Origin of the sequence: Flavobacterium marginilacus (genome assembly GCF_026870155.1) — a bacterium.
In the GTDB taxonomy this organism is placed as follows: Bacteria; Bacteroidota; Bacteroidia; order Flavobacteriales; family Flavobacteriaceae; genus Flavobacterium; species Flavobacterium marginilacus.
Genome location: NZ_CP113975.1, coordinates 4149599 through 4163652 on the forward strand (window position 1 = coordinate 4149599; position 14054 = coordinate 4163652).

Consider the following 14054-nt stretch of genomic DNA (forward strand, 5'->3'; position numbering starts at 1 on the left):
CTATTTTATAATAAAACTTGATATAATTTTATTATACGAAAAATGGTTTAGACCGTTGGACGTTTCTGTCCAAGGTCTAAACCTACTTTTAAACTGGGGTTTTGTTATTTTAACTCAACAACTGCACCAGCTTCTTCTAAAGATTTTTTAAGACCTTCAGCCTCTTCTTTAGTTACACCTTCTTTAACGTTGCTTGGAGCACCGTCAACTACATCTTTAGCTTCTTTCAAACCTAAACCTGTAAGTTCTTTAACTAATTTTACAACAGCTAATTTAGAAGCTCCAGCCTCTTTCAATACAACTGTAAATTCAGTTTGAGCTTCTTCAGCAGCACCTTCACTACCACCAGCCGCAACTACTACAGCTGCAGCAGCTGGTTCGATACCGTACTCATCTTTCAATATTGTTGCTAATTCGTTAACTTCTTTAACTGTAAGGTTAACTAATTGCTCTGCGAATTGTTTCAAATCTGCCATTTTTTCTATCTTTTTTTAAAATGATTTGTAAAAATATAATTTATTTATTGTGCGCTATTTTAAGCAACAAGGAAATAAATTTCCTCATTTTGAGTATTAAGCTTCAGCCTCTTCGCTGCCAGCAAATTGGTTTTGTAAAGCAGAAATAACTCTTTGAGCTGGTGATTGTAATAATCCAATAATTTCACCGATAAGCTCTTCTTTAGATTTAATAGTAGCTAATGCATCTAATTGGTCATCACCAAGGTAAATTTCAGAATTGATATAAGCCCCTTTCAATACAGGTTTTGCTGATTTTTTTCTAAAATCTTTGATAATTTTTCCAGGTGCATTTGCAACATCAGCAATGAATATAGCACTGTTACCTGCCAAAACAGAAGGTAAATCTCCATAGTCATTATCTGAAGCTTCCATTGCTTTTGCAAGCAAAGTGTTTTTTACTACCTCTAATTTAACACCTGCTTTAAAACAAGCTCTTCTCAAGTTTGAAGTTGTTTCTGCGTCTAATCCAGAAATATCAGATACATAAATGATGTTTGTACCAGCTAACTGTGCAGTTAAATCTTCAATCGCGATTGATTTTTCTTCTCTAGTCATACTAAAAATTATTAACTACCAATTATACTGCTTTTGGATCCAATGCAATAGCAGGACTCATTGTGCTTGTAAGGTGAATACCTTTAATGTATGTACCTTTAGCAGCAGTTGGTTTAAGTTTGATTAATGTTTGAATAATTTCGTGTGCGTTGTCAACAATTTGCTCAGCTCCAAAAGAAACTTTACCAATTCCTGCATGAACGATACCAGTTTTATCAACTTTAAAGTCAATTTTACCAGCTTTTACCTCTGCAACAGCTTTTGCAACATCCATAGTTACAGTACCTGTTTTAGGGTTTGGCATTAAACCTCTAGGACCTAAAATACGACCTAATGGACCTAATTTACCCATAACAGCAGGCATAGTGATAATTACATCAACATCTGTCCAACCGTCTTTAATTTTTTGCAGGTAATCATCAAGACCAACATGATCTGCTCCTGCTTCTTTAGCTTCCGCTTCTTTATCTGGAGTAACCAATGCCAATACTTTTACATCTTTACCTGTTCCGTGAGGCAATGTTACTACACCTCTCACCATTTGATTCGCTTTTCTTGGATCAACACCCAAACGAACTGCGATATCAACAGACTCATCAAATTTTGCAGAAGCAACAACTTTAAGTAATGCAGCGGCATCTTTTAAAGAGTATAATTTGTTCTTTTCAATTTTTGAAGCAGCCTCTTTTTGCTTTTTTGTCAATTTTGCCATGTCTTTCTCTTAATTAAAAAGGAGAATCTCCTGATACAGTTATACCCATAGATCTAGCTGTTCCAGCAATCATGCTCATAGCAGATTCGATTGTGAATGCATTTAAATCTACCATTTTATCTTCAGCAATTGCCTTGATAACATCCCAAGTAACGCTAGCTACTTTTTTACGATTTGGTTCACCTGATCCGGACTTTAGCTTTGCTGCTTCCATTAACTGTACTGCAGCTGGAGGAGTCTTAACAACAAAATCAAATGATTTGTCTTTGTACACAGTGATTTGCACTGGACAAATTTTGCCAGGTTTATCCTGAGTTCTAGCATTAAACTGCTTACAAAACTCCATGATGTTTACCCCAGCAGCTCCTAAAGCAGGTCCAACCGGTGGCGACGGGTTCGCAGCACCTCCCTTAACTTGTAGTTTAACTACCTTACTAATTTCTTTAGCCATTTTTAAAAAATTTAACACCACAATCATAGGAAGCGATTGCAGTGGTTATTATAGATGTAACAAAAATTATACTTTTTCAACCTGCATGAAACTCAATTCCAAAGGTGTTTTTCTTCCGAAAATTTTCACCATTACTTCAAGTTTACGCTTTTCTTCATTTATTTTTTCAACTGTACCATTAAAGCCATTAAAAGGACCATCGATCACTTTAATAGTTTCACCCAAGCTGAAAGGAATTGAACGAGTATCTGTGTTTACAGCTAACTCATCAACTTTACCTAACATTCTATTCACTTCTGACATTCTTAATGGAACCGGCTCACCGCCTTTGGTTTCACCCAAAAAGCCAATAACACTTGTGATAGACTTAATAATATGAGGAATTTCCCCAACAAGATTGGCTTCCAACATAACATAACCTGGAAAATAAACTTTATCTTTTGATAATTTTTTACCTTCTTTTACAGTAACTACTTTTTCAGTAGGCACAAGAACCTGCGAGACATAATCACTCATTCCTAATCGAGCTATTTCTGTTTCGATATAAGCTTTCACTTTATTTTCTTGCCCGCTAACCGCACGAACGACATACCACTTTTTTATATTATTATCGGCCATTACAAAAAATTACGCTTTAATCCAGTTAAAAAATACAGCCAATGTTTTTGCACACACTTCATCAGTTCCCCATGTTGCCAAAGCAAATACCACGGAAAACACTGCTACAACAATAGTAAGACGCTGTATCTCAGCCCATTCCGGCCAAGTCACATTTGATTTTAATTCCTCAAATGATTCCGATATGTAATTAACAACTTTTGTCATAGTGATTAGTTTATTTTGCACGGGCGGAGGGATTCGAACCCCCATCAACGGTTTTGGAGACCGCTATTCTACCCTTGAACTACGCCCGTAGTTATAAACCAGTGCCGTCTAAACGACACTGGCTTGGTAATTTATATAGTATTAAGCTACAATTTCAGTTACCTGACCTGCACCTACTGTTCTACCACCTTCACGGATAGCGAAACGTAAACCTACGCTCATAGCGATTGGACTTAATAAAGTAACATTGATAGTTAAGTTATCACCTGGCATTACCATCTCTACACCTTCTGGTAAAGTAATGATTCCTGTTACGTCAGTTGTACGTACATAGAATTGCGGACGGTAGTTATTATGGAATGGAGTATGACGTCCACCTTCTTCTTTTTTCAAGATATACACCTCAGCTTTAAAAGTAGCGTGTGGTTTAACAGATCCTGGCTTAATGATAACCATACCTCTTTTGATAGATTCTTTATCAATACCTCTCAACAATAAACCTACGTTATCTCCAGCTTCACCTCTGTCAAGGATTTTACGGAACATCTCAACTCCAGTGATAGTAGAAGTCAATTTCTCAGCTCCCATACCAATGATTTCAACTGGATCTCCAGTATTAGCAACTCCAGTTTCGATACGACCTGTAGCAACAGTTCCACGACCTGTAATTGTAAATACGTCTTCAACCGGCATCAAGAATGGTTTAGCAACGTCACGAACTGGCTCTTCGATCCAAGCATCAACAGCTTCCATTAATTCAATAATTTTAGGAACCCATGCAGCATCATTATTCAAACCACCTAAAGCAGAACCTTGAATAACTGGACAGTTGTCTCCATCGTACTCATAGAAAGATAATAAATCTCTAATTTCCATTTCAACAAGCTCTAACAACTCAGCATCATCAACCATATCCACTTTGTTCATGAAAACAACAATTCTAGGAATACCTACCTGACGTCCTAAAAGGATGTGCTCACGTGTTTGTGGCATTGGTCCGTCAGTTGCAGCTACAACAAGAATAGCACCATCCATTTGAGCAGCACCAGTAACCATGTTCTTTACGTAATCCGCGTGACCTGGACAGTCAACGTGTGCGTAGTGACGGTTAGCAGTTTCGTACTCAACGTGTGATGTATTAATAGTAATACCTCTTTCTTTTTCTTCAGGGGCATTATCAATTTGATCAAATGATTTTGCTTGACAGTAACCAGCATCAGATAACACTTTTGTGATTGCTGCTGTTAAAGTAGTTTTACCGTGATCTACGTGTCCGATCGTACCAATATTTAAGTGCGGTTTCGAACGGTTAAAGGTTTCTTTTGCCATTTTACTTAATTTTTAATCTAGTTTATATATTTATTTCAATTTCCTACTTACTTGAGCCAACTACGGGAATTGAACCCGTGACCTCTTCCTTACCAAGGAAGCACTCTACCCCTGAGCTAAGTCGGCAGAATCCCTGTTAAGGATTTTACAATTTTCAATTCAGAATTCTAAATCTCAAATCATTTTGTGGGGAGAGCAGGATTCGAACCTGCGAAGTTCACACAGCAGATTTACAGTCTGCCCTCGTTGGCCGCTTGAGTATCTCCCCCTTTTTTTTTATTAAAATTCCAATACCTTAAAGAACCCGTTTCAAATCGCATTTGAAACAAAAAAAGAGCCGGCGGAGGGACTCGAACCCACGACCTGCTGATTACAAATCAGCTGCTCTAGCCAACTGAGCTACGCTGGCGATTTCAATAAAAAAAGTCCGCTATTTCTAACGGACTGCAAATGTAGATATTTTATCCTTTAATCAAAACATTTTTTTAAAAAAAATTAAATTAAATATGTGTTCTTAACTTTTCTTTACGTTTTACAAGCAATCGCTCTAAAGATTCCGCTGCCTGTTCGACTGCTTCTTCAAAGGATTTACATTGTTTTTCAACCAAAAAATCATCCCCAGGGACATTAATCTTTATCTCAACATTTTTATTTTCCTTTTCACTTGTCTTTTCAACTTTCAAAAAAACATCAGAAGAAACAACTCTGTCATAATATTTTTCCAACTTATCCATTCTTTCCTGAACGAAATCTACCAGCTTTTTGTCAACAGTAAAGTTAACCGCATGAACATTTACCTTCATAATCTATCTTTTTAATAGTTAAACACTTTTTGAATTATTTTCTATTCCTAGGATGCGCTTCTTTATACACCTTTTTAAGTTCATTCAAACTACTATGAGTATAAACCTGCGTAGAAGCCAAACTGGAATGCCCCAATAATTCTTTTACTGAATTCAAATCAGCTCCGTTATTTAATAAATGAGTCGCAAATGTATGACGTAATATATGAGGACTTTTTTTTACCTTTTCGGAGACACTACTAAAGTATGAATTTATTAATCGATACACAAAAGAATCATTCAATTTTAACCCTTTTTTTGTTAGAAAAAGATAATCCTCATCCTCAATATTTTCCAACACAGAACGTTCCTTTACATACAACACTAACTGTTCCATAACCACACCCAAAACAGGCAGAATCCGCTCTTTATCCCTCTTCCCTAACACCTTTATAGTACCGGCCACGAAATTCACATTCGAAAGTTTTAATTGGATTAGCTCTGCCCTTCGGATTCCGGCAGTATAAAACAATTCTACAATAAGCCTATCCCTCACCTCCTGAAATCCTTCAGGAGCCGAATTACAAGACAAAGCCTCAACCAATTCTTTTTCCGAAAAAGGAATCTGAAGTTTTTTTTCTGTTTTTAAAGCCTTATGCTTCAACAAAGGACTAACCTGAATCTGTTTAATTTTTAATAGAAATTTATAAAACGCTTTAAGGGAGGCAATTTTTCTATTCACAGTAACATTAGAAACACCATCATCAACAAGCAAAACAATCCAGCTTCTAATCTGGTTATAATTCACCTGATCAATAGTATCCTGACCGAAACACTCCCTATTAAAAACCTCAAAAAAAGAGAGATCATTTAAGTAAGCATTTACCGTATGCGGAGAGTATTTTTTTTCCAGCTGCAGATAATCTCTAAATGCATCTTTATTATTTGTAGTCATAAAAAAAACCGTTAGCATCAAAGTTAAGAAACTTTAATTACTAACGGTAATTTATTTTAAAATGCAGTTAATAAGTATTAAATATTCTCAATACTATCTCTTAATCCTTGAATATAAGCTGCTTTTTGGAATTTCATTCTATTTGTAACTGACGGCTTAATGAAAGCAGTACGTGCTCTTAATTGTCTTACAGTTCCAGTTTTATCGAATTTTCTTTTGTAGCGCTTAAGTGCTCTATCGATATTTTCTCCGTCTTTAATTGGTATAATTAACATAATTTTATCACCCCCTTTCGTTAAGTGCGCAAAATTAAACATTATTTTGGAACTAAAGCATTTTATTTTACTTTTTTTGAATTCATTTTAAAATTGATCACAAACCCAGATTCACAAAGAATAAAAGCAACACACAATTATGAAGTACACAACCAAAAAACCATTAACTATTTCAATAAATTTCTAGAAATTACCAATTTTTGAATCTCAGTAGTTCCTTCTCCAATGGTACATAACTTGGAATCTCTATAAAATTTTTCTACCGGATAATCCTTAGTATAACCGTAGCCACCGTGTATCTGGACAGCGTCATTAGCAATTTTTACACAAACCTCTGACGAATACATTTTTGCCATTGCTCCTGATGTAGTAACCGGCCTGTGCTGTTCTTTTAAAAAAGCCGCTTTATGCAGTAACAATTCCGAAGCTTCAATTTCAGTAGCCATATCAGCCAATTTGAATGAAATTGCCTGAAAGTCAGATATAGGCTGTCCAAACTGATATCTTTCCTTAGAATATTTTAAAGCCGCTTGATAAGCGCCTTTAGCAATACCTAGCGACAAAGCACCGATCGAGATACGGCCTCCATCCAAAACCTTCATTGCCTGTACAAATCCTTCCCCAACTTCACCCAATCTGTTCGCATCCGGAATACGGCAATTGTCAAAAATCAATTCAGCAGTTTCACTGGCGCGCATGCCTAATTTATTCTCTTTTTTTCCAGATGCAAAACCCTGCATTCCTTTTTCAAAAACAAATGCTGTCATCCCTTTTGAGTCCCCTTTTTCCCCAGTACGCACAACCACAACTGCAATATCTCCTGAAATAGCATGAGTAATAAAGTTTTTTGCTCCGTTTACCACCCAAAAATCACCATCGCGAACTGCTGTAGTATTCATTCCGCCGGCATCGGATCCAGTATTGTGCTCAGTCAAGCCCCAAGCGCCAATATGTTCGGCTGTGGCTAGTTTTGGAATCCATTTTTTCTTTTGTTCTTCGTTCCCAAAGGTTAAAATATGATTAGTACATAATGAATTATGAGCAGCAACTGACAATCCGATCGACGGATCGACTTTGGAAATCTCCTCTACAATTGTAATATATTCATGATACCCCAATCCTGAACCTCCTAATTCTACAGGAACCAACACCCCCATAAAACCCATTTCGCCCAATTTTTTAAAAAGATGCGCTGGAAAAATCTGAGCCTCATCCCATTCCATTATATAAGGCCTTATATTTTTTTCGGCAAAATCTTTTATAGATTGCGCTATCAAAGATTGAGTTTCGTTATAATCAAAATTCATAATAAATATCATTTATATTAAAAGTTCAAATATAAGGCAATATATTTTGCCTTATCAACAGGAAAATTGTTAATCTTTATCAAATCCTCAATAGTCCTAAAATCACCATTCATACTCCTGTATTTTACAATCTGTCTTGCGAGATCATTTTTAAAATAAAAAAACGCAGACAATTCTTTTAACGAAGCATTATTAATATCTACTTTATTTAAATCAGGGAGTTTTGTAATGGCAAAATACTTGTTTAAATTGAGAATCACCTCTGGAGACAAACCCCAAACTTCTTTCATCTGCTCCATCGATACAAATGCCCCTAACTTTTCTTTCTGAGTCAAAATTCTTAGTGATATTGCTTCGCCAATACCATTAATCTTAATTAAATCATCCTGAGTGGCGGTATTTATATCGATAGGAACTATTTTCTCTTTCTGGGCGAAAGCTGAATTTGGATATTTCTTAAAATCAGCTTTATTCTTTTTATTATTTACCCAATCCGGGAATTTAAAAAACGGTGCTATTGTATTTAATAATGAATCTGAAACTTTTGTTACGTCTTGAAATTCTTTGGCAGAATTAACAAACTTATTTTGTTTTCTAAAAGCTAAAAGCCTATCAATTTCCGCTACAGACATACCTAATTTGTAACCTTTATAATCAGAAATAAAGTTTGGATTAAAAGGATAAACAGCAGGCTTATCATTAGATTTATGCAATTTTAAAGAATCTACAACAGGCTGCAAGGAAAGCCATTGCTGTTTACCTGAATCCTTTTCTTGAATAGGACTGAAATCCACAAAATAATAAACCAATTGCAAAACAATAATAATTCCAAAAAGCAAATAAATCCCTTTTTGCTGTTGCTTAGTAAACTTAAAATATTGCATTTGTTGTTTAGAATTCATTTCAGAATAATGTTCTTGTCTTTATTAAAATCTAAATTAAAATAAAAAAAATCATTTTATTAAGAAAAACATCAAATTCACACATTTCATAATATCAATTTATTACATCTTTAATAAATTTACAACACACTAAATATCAATACATAAACAAAAACAAAACCTCTTATTTTTTAAATCTTAAAGTTTTTATAACTTAAAAGACGATAATTGTTTTTATTTTTTACAAAAAACGATACATTTGGAACTTAATAACATTTAAACCATAAACCATGTCTATTTGGAAAAGAAAACCATTAGCTCAACTATTAGCAGAAGCAGCTGATTCTGAAAAAGGATTAAAAAGAACACTAACCGCTTGGTCTTTAATTGCATTAGGTATAGGTGCTATAATTGGAGCTGGATTGTTTGTAAGAACAGCTACCGCAGCGGCACAAAGTGCTGGCCCATCTGTAACAATTGCCTTTGTTGTTGCCGCTATAGGCTGTGCATTAGCAGGATTGTGTTACGCAGAACTTTCTTCTTCTATCCCCATTTCCGGAAGTGCTTATACATACACATACGCAACTATGGGGGAATTTTTAGCTTGGATTATCGGCTGGGATTTAATTCTTGAATATGCAGTGGGAGCTGCAACCGTAGGAATCGCCTGGAGTGAATATTTAAACAATTTACTCACAAACGTACTGCATATGGATCCAATACCTTACGCCTATTCTCATTCGCCATTCCAAACATCAGTAACAGGAGAACATGGTTTAGTAAATTTACCTGCTCTTTTTATAGTTGCCGTAATAAGCTTACTATTGATAAAAGGAATACATGAATCAGCAGTTGTAAATGCTATCATTGTTGTTGTAAAGGTTTTAATTGTTATATTAATTATAGTTGTTGGATGGCATTTCATAAATCCAGCGAACCACACACCTTATATCCCTCCTACAGATGTTTTCACTGATGAACACGGTGTAGGACACGCCTATGGAGGCATAATGGGAATATTAGGAGCAGCTGGTACGGTTTTCTTTGCCTTCATAGGATTTGATGCTGTGAGTACTGCTGCACAAGAAACGATTAACCCTAAAAAAAATATGCCAATTGGTATTTTAGGATCTTTAGCAGTGTGTACCATTTTATATATTCTTTTTGGTCATGTATTAACAGGGCTTGAACCAGTTGAGTTTTTTAGAACCAGCGGTAAAGAAGCTTCAGTAGCCAATGCGATTATTCATGCTATGGGAGAAAGTTATAACTGGCTTGCACAATTTGTAACTATTGCCATATTAGCAGGTTTTTCATCCGTTATTTTAGTAATGTTATTAGGACAGTCAAGAGTTTTTTACTCTATGGGTAAAGATGGATTATTACCAAAAGCTTTTAGTGATCTGCATTCAAAATACAAAACTCCTTATAAAGCGAATCTAGTAATTCTATTAATTGTTGGAGCGTTTGCAGCATTTGTTCCAGGAGATATTGTTGGAGACATGACAAGTATTGGGACTTTATTTGCTTTTGTTCTTGTATGTATTTCTGTTATTATTTTAAGAAAAAAAGAACCAAACATGATCAGAGAGTTTAAAACTCCGCTAGTACCTTTCGTACCCCTTTTGGGAGTATTCGTATGCTGTGCTATGATGTACGGTCTAGGCTGGACAAATTGGCTGAGACTTTTTGCATGGATGGCTATAGGCGTCATTTTCTATTTTTCTTATGGTAAGAAAAACAGTAAATTGAACAATCCAGAAATATAAAATTTAAAATAAAATCACAAAAGGGTCATGAAGCAAATACTTTATGACCCTTTTTATATGTTCTAGAATTAATTTTCTACAAATCGAAAACAGAAGTTCGTTTAGCACGGACTAAGTCTTTCAATCTAATCCAAAAAGCCAAAGTAAGATAAACTCCAAATCCTAAACCAGCAGTTACAAAAGAAATATAAATAAAAAACAAGCGGACGTTTGTTACACGCATCCCTAATTTATCTGCCAAACGTGATGACACATGAAAGCCATATTTTTCTAAAAAGAATTTCAACCGTATTACTGCCCGCATTTTTTTTAAGTTATGATTTTTACAAAAATACAAAATTTCCGAATCGGCAAATCAGTATTTTTTCAATAATTCTAACCCAATAGCGCAATCTAAACATTTATTCTTACTGCAGTATTCATTTTTGAGCTGTAATAATGATTGGGTTTCAAACGCATTTTTTGGTTTTAATCCAAAGGAACTAAATTTTTCCATGATTGAATTCTTTTCAGCCTCAACTTTATTCAGCATAGTAATCAAATCTTCCGAATCTTCTTTTCCCTGACTTTTGGCATAAGCAAATTGAAGCGGAATAATAGTATTTAGGATAATTAAATCAATGAAAGATTTTGTTAAAGCTTTCTTTTTCTTGGAACTTTCTTTGTCAAACTGATAATGAGTCTGCCAATAGGACGTAGCCGAAACACCAAAAATTTCATATATAGCTTCAAGTGAATTCAATTCGCATATTTTAGAAAACAAATTTTGCTGTTTATGATATAAATCAGCTAATTGCGAAAGCCTGATCGTGGGAAAATTATCAGGACGATGTTTAAAAAACTGTACAGGCTCGATACTGTTTTTATCAATTTGATATTTATGAAGGAGATAAAAATACCTGAATTTTAAATCTTTGAAATAGGCGTCTTCTTTCTCTTTATCCATCAATCCTGCGGAACCAAACAATAATGCTTCGAGATTCTCTACTTCAAAACATTCTTTACGGATTACAGAAAACGGAATTGACTGAGCAATTTTGAGAAATATTTCACCATTAGTATTCAAACCAAAATTCTTTGCCAACAGACAGAACAAAACCGCTTCCCAATCATTATTGGTTAATTCCAGCAATTCCAAAATTGGTTTTGACTTTCTTTCCAAGCGCTCAAAAAAAAGACGCTCCTGCCAATTAATTAAAGTAAATTGAGGAATTTCCTTTAATTGCTTTTCGCAAAAAATCCAAGATTTTGGCGATAGTAATTTTTGATAACTATTTACTGTTTCTGAACTAACATAATTTTTAAGTTCCAGAACTGGTATTTCGGAATTGTTGCTTCTGTAAATTTCAGAATCATGTTCCCAGACTACATGCAAAATTACATTTTCATAACCTGAATCTCTTTCATGATGGTGAATATACCAATCAGATGATTTGACATGAATTTCTACATTTCCTGCCCATTTTTGATCTCCAATGGTAATTTGTGCATTAAAAAAATCAGGCCCTGCCAATTCGAGATACTGACCCGAATTACTAATTGTGATTTCCTCCTGACAGCAGGTTTTTAGATTTAAAGTATCAAACTTTTTAAATTTCCAAAGGTAGTGGAGAAAATCTTCTTTCATAATTCAGATTTGTTAGACTTTTAAACTAAAGTAATAAAAAAAACCAACAACTTGTCTTACAAAATTAAAAAAAGACAGCTTCGAAGATAATCTGAAAGAGTTTATTTCAATAAATACAATTCAGCACAAGCTCTGGCATCCGATAATGCCTCGTGATGGTTTAGCTTAATATTCATTACACGACAGCAATCACTAAGCTTTGTTGGTTTTAATCCTTTAGATTTATATATCTTCACCGTACATTCCCAACGCGAACCAATATTTAAATCTTCGTAGTTCAAGCCATACAGGAGCATTGATTTAATCAAAACATTCCGATCGAAGCTTTCATTGTGTGCTACTACAACTCTGTTTTGAATCCTTTTTTGAATTTCGGGAAAAACTTCGATAAAGGTTTTGGCATTTGCGGTATCTCTAGGTGAAATACCATGAACTTTAATTGTAAACGGATTATACTCGTTATTTGGGGGCTTAATCAAAGTTACAAATTCATCAACAATCACCCCGTTTTCAACCATTACTATTCCAACCGAACATGGATGATAAGCAGTTGCAGTTTCAAAATCTATTGCCGTAAAAGTCATGGAAATTTAAAATTTAAAAAAAAAATTATTTCATTGATCTAATGATGTCTGACTTTGTAATAATCTGATGATTTCCATTATTAAGCTCCACTAATACGGCATCATTTCCTTTGGTGAATAATTTAGAAACCTCTTCAATAGAAGTGTTCAATTTTACCACCGGAAAAGGTTTTCCCATCACTTCTTTGATTGGCTTATCCGCAACATTTTTGTCGGCTACATAACTTCGAAATAAATCCGTTTCATCAACAGAACCCACAAATCCATTGATATCAACAACGGGGATTTGTGAAATATCATACTTGCGCATACGGTCAATCGCATGCGAAACCAATTCTTCGGTTCGAACCAGAATCAATTGCTGATTGATATGATCTTTGATTACATCTTCTGCCGTTGTAACCTCTTCCTCTAAGAAACCTCTTTCACGCATCCAGTCATCATTGAACATTTTGCCCACATATCGGCTTCCCGAATCATGAAATAACACCACCACAACATCCTCTGGCTTGAAATGTTCTTTTAACTGTAACAAACCTTTTATCGCAGCACCAGCAGAATTCCCAACAAAAATTCCTTCCTCGAGTGCGATTTTCCGGGTATAAACTGCAGCATCTTTATCAGTTACTTTGGTAAAACCATCAATCAATGAAAAGTCAACATTCTTCGGCAGAATATCTTCACCAATACCTTCAGTTATATAAGAATAGATTTCATTTTCGTCAAAAATTCCAGTTTCATGATATTTCTTAAAAACTGAGCCATAAGTATCAATTCCCCAGATTTTGATGTTAGGATTTTTTTCTTTCAAAAATTTACCAACGCCCGAAATAGTTCCGCCAGTTCCAACCCCAACTACAAAATGAGTAATTTTGCCATCAGTCTGTTTCCAGATTTCAGGACCTGTCTGCTCATAATGAGCCAAAGTATTGGATAAATTATCATATTGATTTACATACCAGGAATTTGGCGTTTCTTCAGCCAGTCTTTTGGAAACTGAATAATAAGAACGAGGATCGGTCGGTTCTACATCAGTTGGGCAGACCACTACTTTGGCTCCAACTGCACGAAGAATATCCATTTTTTCTTTGGATTGTTTGTCGGATATCACGCAGATTAATTTGTATCCTTTAATAATTGCTACAAGCGCAAGTCCCATTCCTGTATTTCCGGAAGTCCCCTCGATTATTGTTCCGCCTGGCTGTAAACGGCCATCAGCTTCGGCATCCTCAATCATTTTTACTGCCATACGGTCTTTTACCGAATTTCCCGGATTGAATGTCTCTACCTTGGCAATAACCAAAGCATTCACTTCTGCAGTTATTTTATTGAGTTTCACCAACGGCGTATTCCCAATAGTCCCTAATATATTTTCTGAGTATTCCATTTAGTTATTTTTCAGCAGTTACAACTTAAACTATAGCATTTCTATATAGTTCGTATGGAAGTAAAATTAGTGTATTTTTTTATTTGAAATAACTTTT

General features: G+C 35.0%; 17 protein-coding genes and 4 tRNA genes. 1 reads left to right on the forward strand and 20 read right to left on the reverse strand.

The features are described from left to right. Nucleotides 1-104: 104 nt before the first annotated feature. The 16 genes from rplL to OZP07_RS17215 all read right to left on the reverse strand — a co-directional run bounded on the left by rplL (nucleotide 105) and on the right by OZP07_RS17215 (nucleotide 8593). Nucleotides 105-476: a 50S ribosomal protein L7/L12 gene (gene rplL, locus OZP07_RS17140; protein WP_115813437.1), complete on the reverse strand. Its 372-nt coding sequence runs from the start codon at nucleotides 474-476 to the stop codon at nucleotides 105-107. A gap of 96 nt (nucleotides 477-572) precedes the next feature. Next, complete coding sequence (rplJ, locus tag OZP07_RS17145) at nucleotides 573-1073, reverse strand: 50S ribosomal protein L10 (protein ID WP_194640766.1); 501 nt, start codon at nucleotides 1071-1073, stop codon at nucleotides 573-575. 22 nt (nucleotides 1074-1095) lie between these two features. Next, nucleotides 1096-1785 (reverse strand): 50S ribosomal protein L1, encoded by a 690-nt coding sequence (rplA, locus tag OZP07_RS17150; RefSeq protein ID WP_194640765.1) that lies wholly within the window; start codon nucleotides 1783-1785, stop codon nucleotides 1096-1098. Nucleotides 1786-1798: 13 nt separating this feature from the next. After that, a complete protein-coding gene (gene rplK / locus OZP07_RS17155) occupies nucleotides 1799-2236 on the reverse strand; it encodes a 50S ribosomal protein L11 (protein WP_115813558.1) in 438 nt (145 codons plus the stop codon). 66 nt (nucleotides 2237-2302) lie between these two features. Beyond that, on the reverse strand, nucleotides 2303-2854 hold the full coding sequence (gene nusG, locus OZP07_RS17160) for a transcription termination/antitermination protein NusG (protein ID WP_194640764.1): 552 nt from the start codon (nucleotides 2852-2854) through the stop codon (nucleotides 2303-2305). A 9-nt stretch (nucleotides 2855-2863) separates the two neighbouring features. Then, the gene (secE, locus tag OZP07_RS17165) at nucleotides 2864-3061 is read right to left on the reverse strand and encodes a preprotein translocase subunit SecE (protein ID WP_194640763.1); all 198 of its coding nucleotides are present in this window, start codon (nucleotides 3059-3061) and stop codon (nucleotides 2864-2866) included. A gap of 18 nt (nucleotides 3062-3079) precedes the next feature. After that, nucleotides 3080-3150 (reverse strand) — tRNA-Trp (locus OZP07_RS17170). A 52-nt stretch (nucleotides 3151-3202) separates the two neighbouring features. Beyond that, the gene (tuf, locus tag OZP07_RS17175) at nucleotides 3203-4390 is read right to left on the reverse strand and encodes an elongation factor Tu (protein ID WP_194640762.1); all 1188 of its coding nucleotides are present in this window, start codon (nucleotides 4388-4390) and stop codon (nucleotides 3203-3205) included. A gap of 54 nt (nucleotides 4391-4444) precedes the next feature. Further along, nucleotides 4445-4516, reverse strand: a tRNA-Thr gene (locus tag OZP07_RS17180). Between the two features lie 61 nt (nucleotides 4517-4577). Continuing rightward, a tRNA-Tyr gene (locus tag OZP07_RS17185) sits at nucleotides 4578-4658 on the reverse strand. 67 nt (nucleotides 4659-4725) lie between these two features. Further along, a tRNA-Thr gene (locus tag OZP07_RS17190) sits at nucleotides 4726-4799 on the reverse strand. A 91-nt stretch (nucleotides 4800-4890) separates the two neighbouring features. Continuing rightward, nucleotides 4891-5193 carry a ribosome hibernation-promoting factor, HPF/YfiA family gene (hpf, locus tag OZP07_RS17195; protein WP_115813442.1) on the reverse strand — a complete coding sequence of 101 codons (303 nt, stop codon included), beginning with the start codon at nucleotides 5191-5193 and terminating at the stop codon, nucleotides 4891-4893. A gap of 34 nt (nucleotides 5194-5227) precedes the next feature. Then, on the reverse strand, nucleotides 5228-6127 hold the full coding sequence (locus OZP07_RS17200; protein WP_281636065.1) for a tyrosine-type recombinase/integrase: 900 nt from the start codon (nucleotides 6125-6127) through the stop codon (nucleotides 5228-5230). A 77-nt stretch (nucleotides 6128-6204) separates the two neighbouring features. Next, complete coding sequence (gene rpsU, locus OZP07_RS17205) at nucleotides 6205-6402, reverse strand: 30S ribosomal protein S21 (protein WP_115813444.1); 198 nt, start codon at nucleotides 6400-6402, stop codon at nucleotides 6205-6207. Nucleotides 6403-6569: 167 nt separating this feature from the next. Continuing rightward, the gene (locus OZP07_RS17210; RefSeq protein WP_281636066.1) at nucleotides 6570-7709 is read right to left on the reverse strand and encodes an acyl-CoA dehydrogenase family protein; all 1140 of its coding nucleotides are present in this window, start codon (nucleotides 7707-7709) and stop codon (nucleotides 6570-6572) included. 17 nt (nucleotides 7710-7726) lie between these two features. After that, nucleotides 7727-8593 carry a ComEA family DNA-binding protein gene (locus OZP07_RS17215; protein ID WP_281636067.1) on the reverse strand — a complete coding sequence of 289 codons (867 nt, stop codon included), beginning with the start codon at nucleotides 8591-8593 and terminating at the stop codon, nucleotides 7727-7729. Between the two features lie 287 nt (nucleotides 8594-8880). Here OZP07_RS17215 and OZP07_RS17220 point away from each other — a divergent pair, with 287 nt between their 5' ends. Then, entirely contained in the window at nucleotides 8881-10359 is a 1479-nt protein-coding gene (locus tag OZP07_RS17220) for an amino acid permease (RefSeq protein ID WP_194640758.1), read from the forward strand. Nucleotides 10360-10435: 76 nt separating this feature from the next. Here the strand turns inward: OZP07_RS17220 and OZP07_RS17225 are convergent, their stop codons facing one another. The 4 genes from OZP07_RS17225 to OZP07_RS17240 form a co-directional block, all read right to left on the reverse strand. Further along, a complete protein-coding gene (locus tag OZP07_RS17225; protein WP_100841929.1) occupies nucleotides 10436-10663 on the reverse strand; it encodes a PspC family transcriptional regulator in 228 nt (75 codons plus the stop codon). Between the two features lie 51 nt (nucleotides 10664-10714). Beyond that, a complete protein-coding gene (locus OZP07_RS17230; RefSeq protein WP_281636068.1) occupies nucleotides 10715-11986 on the reverse strand; it encodes a DUF2851 family protein in 1272 nt (423 codons plus the stop codon). A 101-nt stretch (nucleotides 11987-12087) separates the two neighbouring features. Further along, a complete protein-coding gene (locus tag OZP07_RS17235) occupies nucleotides 12088-12570 on the reverse strand; it encodes a 3'-5' exonuclease (RefSeq protein WP_281636069.1) in 483 nt (160 codons plus the stop codon). 25 nt (nucleotides 12571-12595) lie between these two features. After that, nucleotides 12596-13957 carry a pyridoxal-phosphate dependent enzyme gene (locus tag OZP07_RS17240; protein ID WP_281636070.1) on the reverse strand — a complete coding sequence of 454 codons (1362 nt, stop codon included), beginning with the start codon at nucleotides 13955-13957 and terminating at the stop codon, nucleotides 12596-12598. Between the last annotated feature and the right edge of the window lie 97 nt (nucleotides 13958-14054).

Bases quoted from the DNA above. Each gene is read 5' to 3' on its own strand.
- tuf (WP_194640762.1), bottom strand. From the start codon at position 4,390: ATGGCAAAAGAAACCTTTAACCGTTCGAAACCGCACTTAAATATTGGT.
- secE (WP_194640763.1), bottom strand. From the start codon at position 3,061: ATGACAAAAGTTGTTAATTACATATCGGAATCATTTGAGGAATTAAAA.
- rplL (WP_115813437.1), bottom strand. From the start codon at position 476: ATGGCAGATTTGAAACAATTCGCAGAGCAATTAGTTAACCTTACAGTT.
- OZP07_RS17215 (WP_281636067.1), bottom strand. From the start codon at position 8,593: ATGCAATATTTTAAGTTTACTAAGCAACAGCAAAAAGGGATTTATTTG.
- rplA (WP_194640765.1), bottom strand. From the start codon at position 1,785: ATGGCAAAATTGACAAAAAAGCAAAAAGAGGCTGCTTCAAAAATTGAA.
- OZP07_RS17200 (WP_281636065.1), bottom strand. From the start codon at position 6,127: ATGACTACAAATAATAAAGATGCATTTAGAGATTATCTGCAGCTGGAA.
- rplK (WP_115813558.1), bottom strand. From the start codon at position 2,236: ATGGCTAAAGAAATTAGTAAGGTAGTTAAACTACAAGTTAAGGGAGGT.
- OZP07_RS17230 (WP_281636068.1), bottom strand. From the start codon at position 11,986: ATGAAAGAAGATTTTCTCCACTACCTTTGGAAATTTAAAAAGTTTGAT.
- rpsU (WP_115813444.1), bottom strand. From the start codon at position 6,402: ATGTTAATTATACCAATTAAAGACGGAGAAAATATCGATAGAGCACTT.
- nusG (WP_194640764.1), bottom strand. From the start codon at position 2,854: ATGGCCGATAATAATATAAAAAAGTGGTATGTCGTTCGTGCGGTTAGC.
- hpf (WP_115813442.1), bottom strand. From the start codon at position 5,193: ATGAAGGTAAATGTTCATGCGGTTAACTTTACTGTTGACAAAAAGCTG.
- OZP07_RS17235 (WP_281636069.1), bottom strand. From the start codon at position 12,570: ATGACTTTTACGGCAATAGATTTTGAAACTGCAACTGCTTATCATCCA.
- rplJ (WP_194640766.1), bottom strand. From the start codon at position 1,073: ATGACTAGAGAAGAAAAATCAATCGCGATTGAAGATTTAACTGCACAG.
- OZP07_RS17210 (WP_281636066.1), bottom strand. From the start codon at position 7,709: ATGAATTTTGATTATAACGAAACTCAATCTTTGATAGCGCAATCTATA.
- OZP07_RS17240 (WP_281636070.1), bottom strand. From the start codon at position 13,957: ATGGAATACTCAGAAAATATATTAGGGACTATTGGGAATACGCCGTTG.
- OZP07_RS17220 (WP_194640758.1), top strand. From the start codon at position 8,881: ATGTCTATTTGGAAAAGAAAACCATTAGCTCAACTATTAGCAGAAGCA.
- OZP07_RS17225 (WP_100841929.1), bottom strand. From the start codon at position 10,663: ATGCGGGCAGTAATACGGTTGAAATTCTTTTTAGAAAAATATGGCTTT.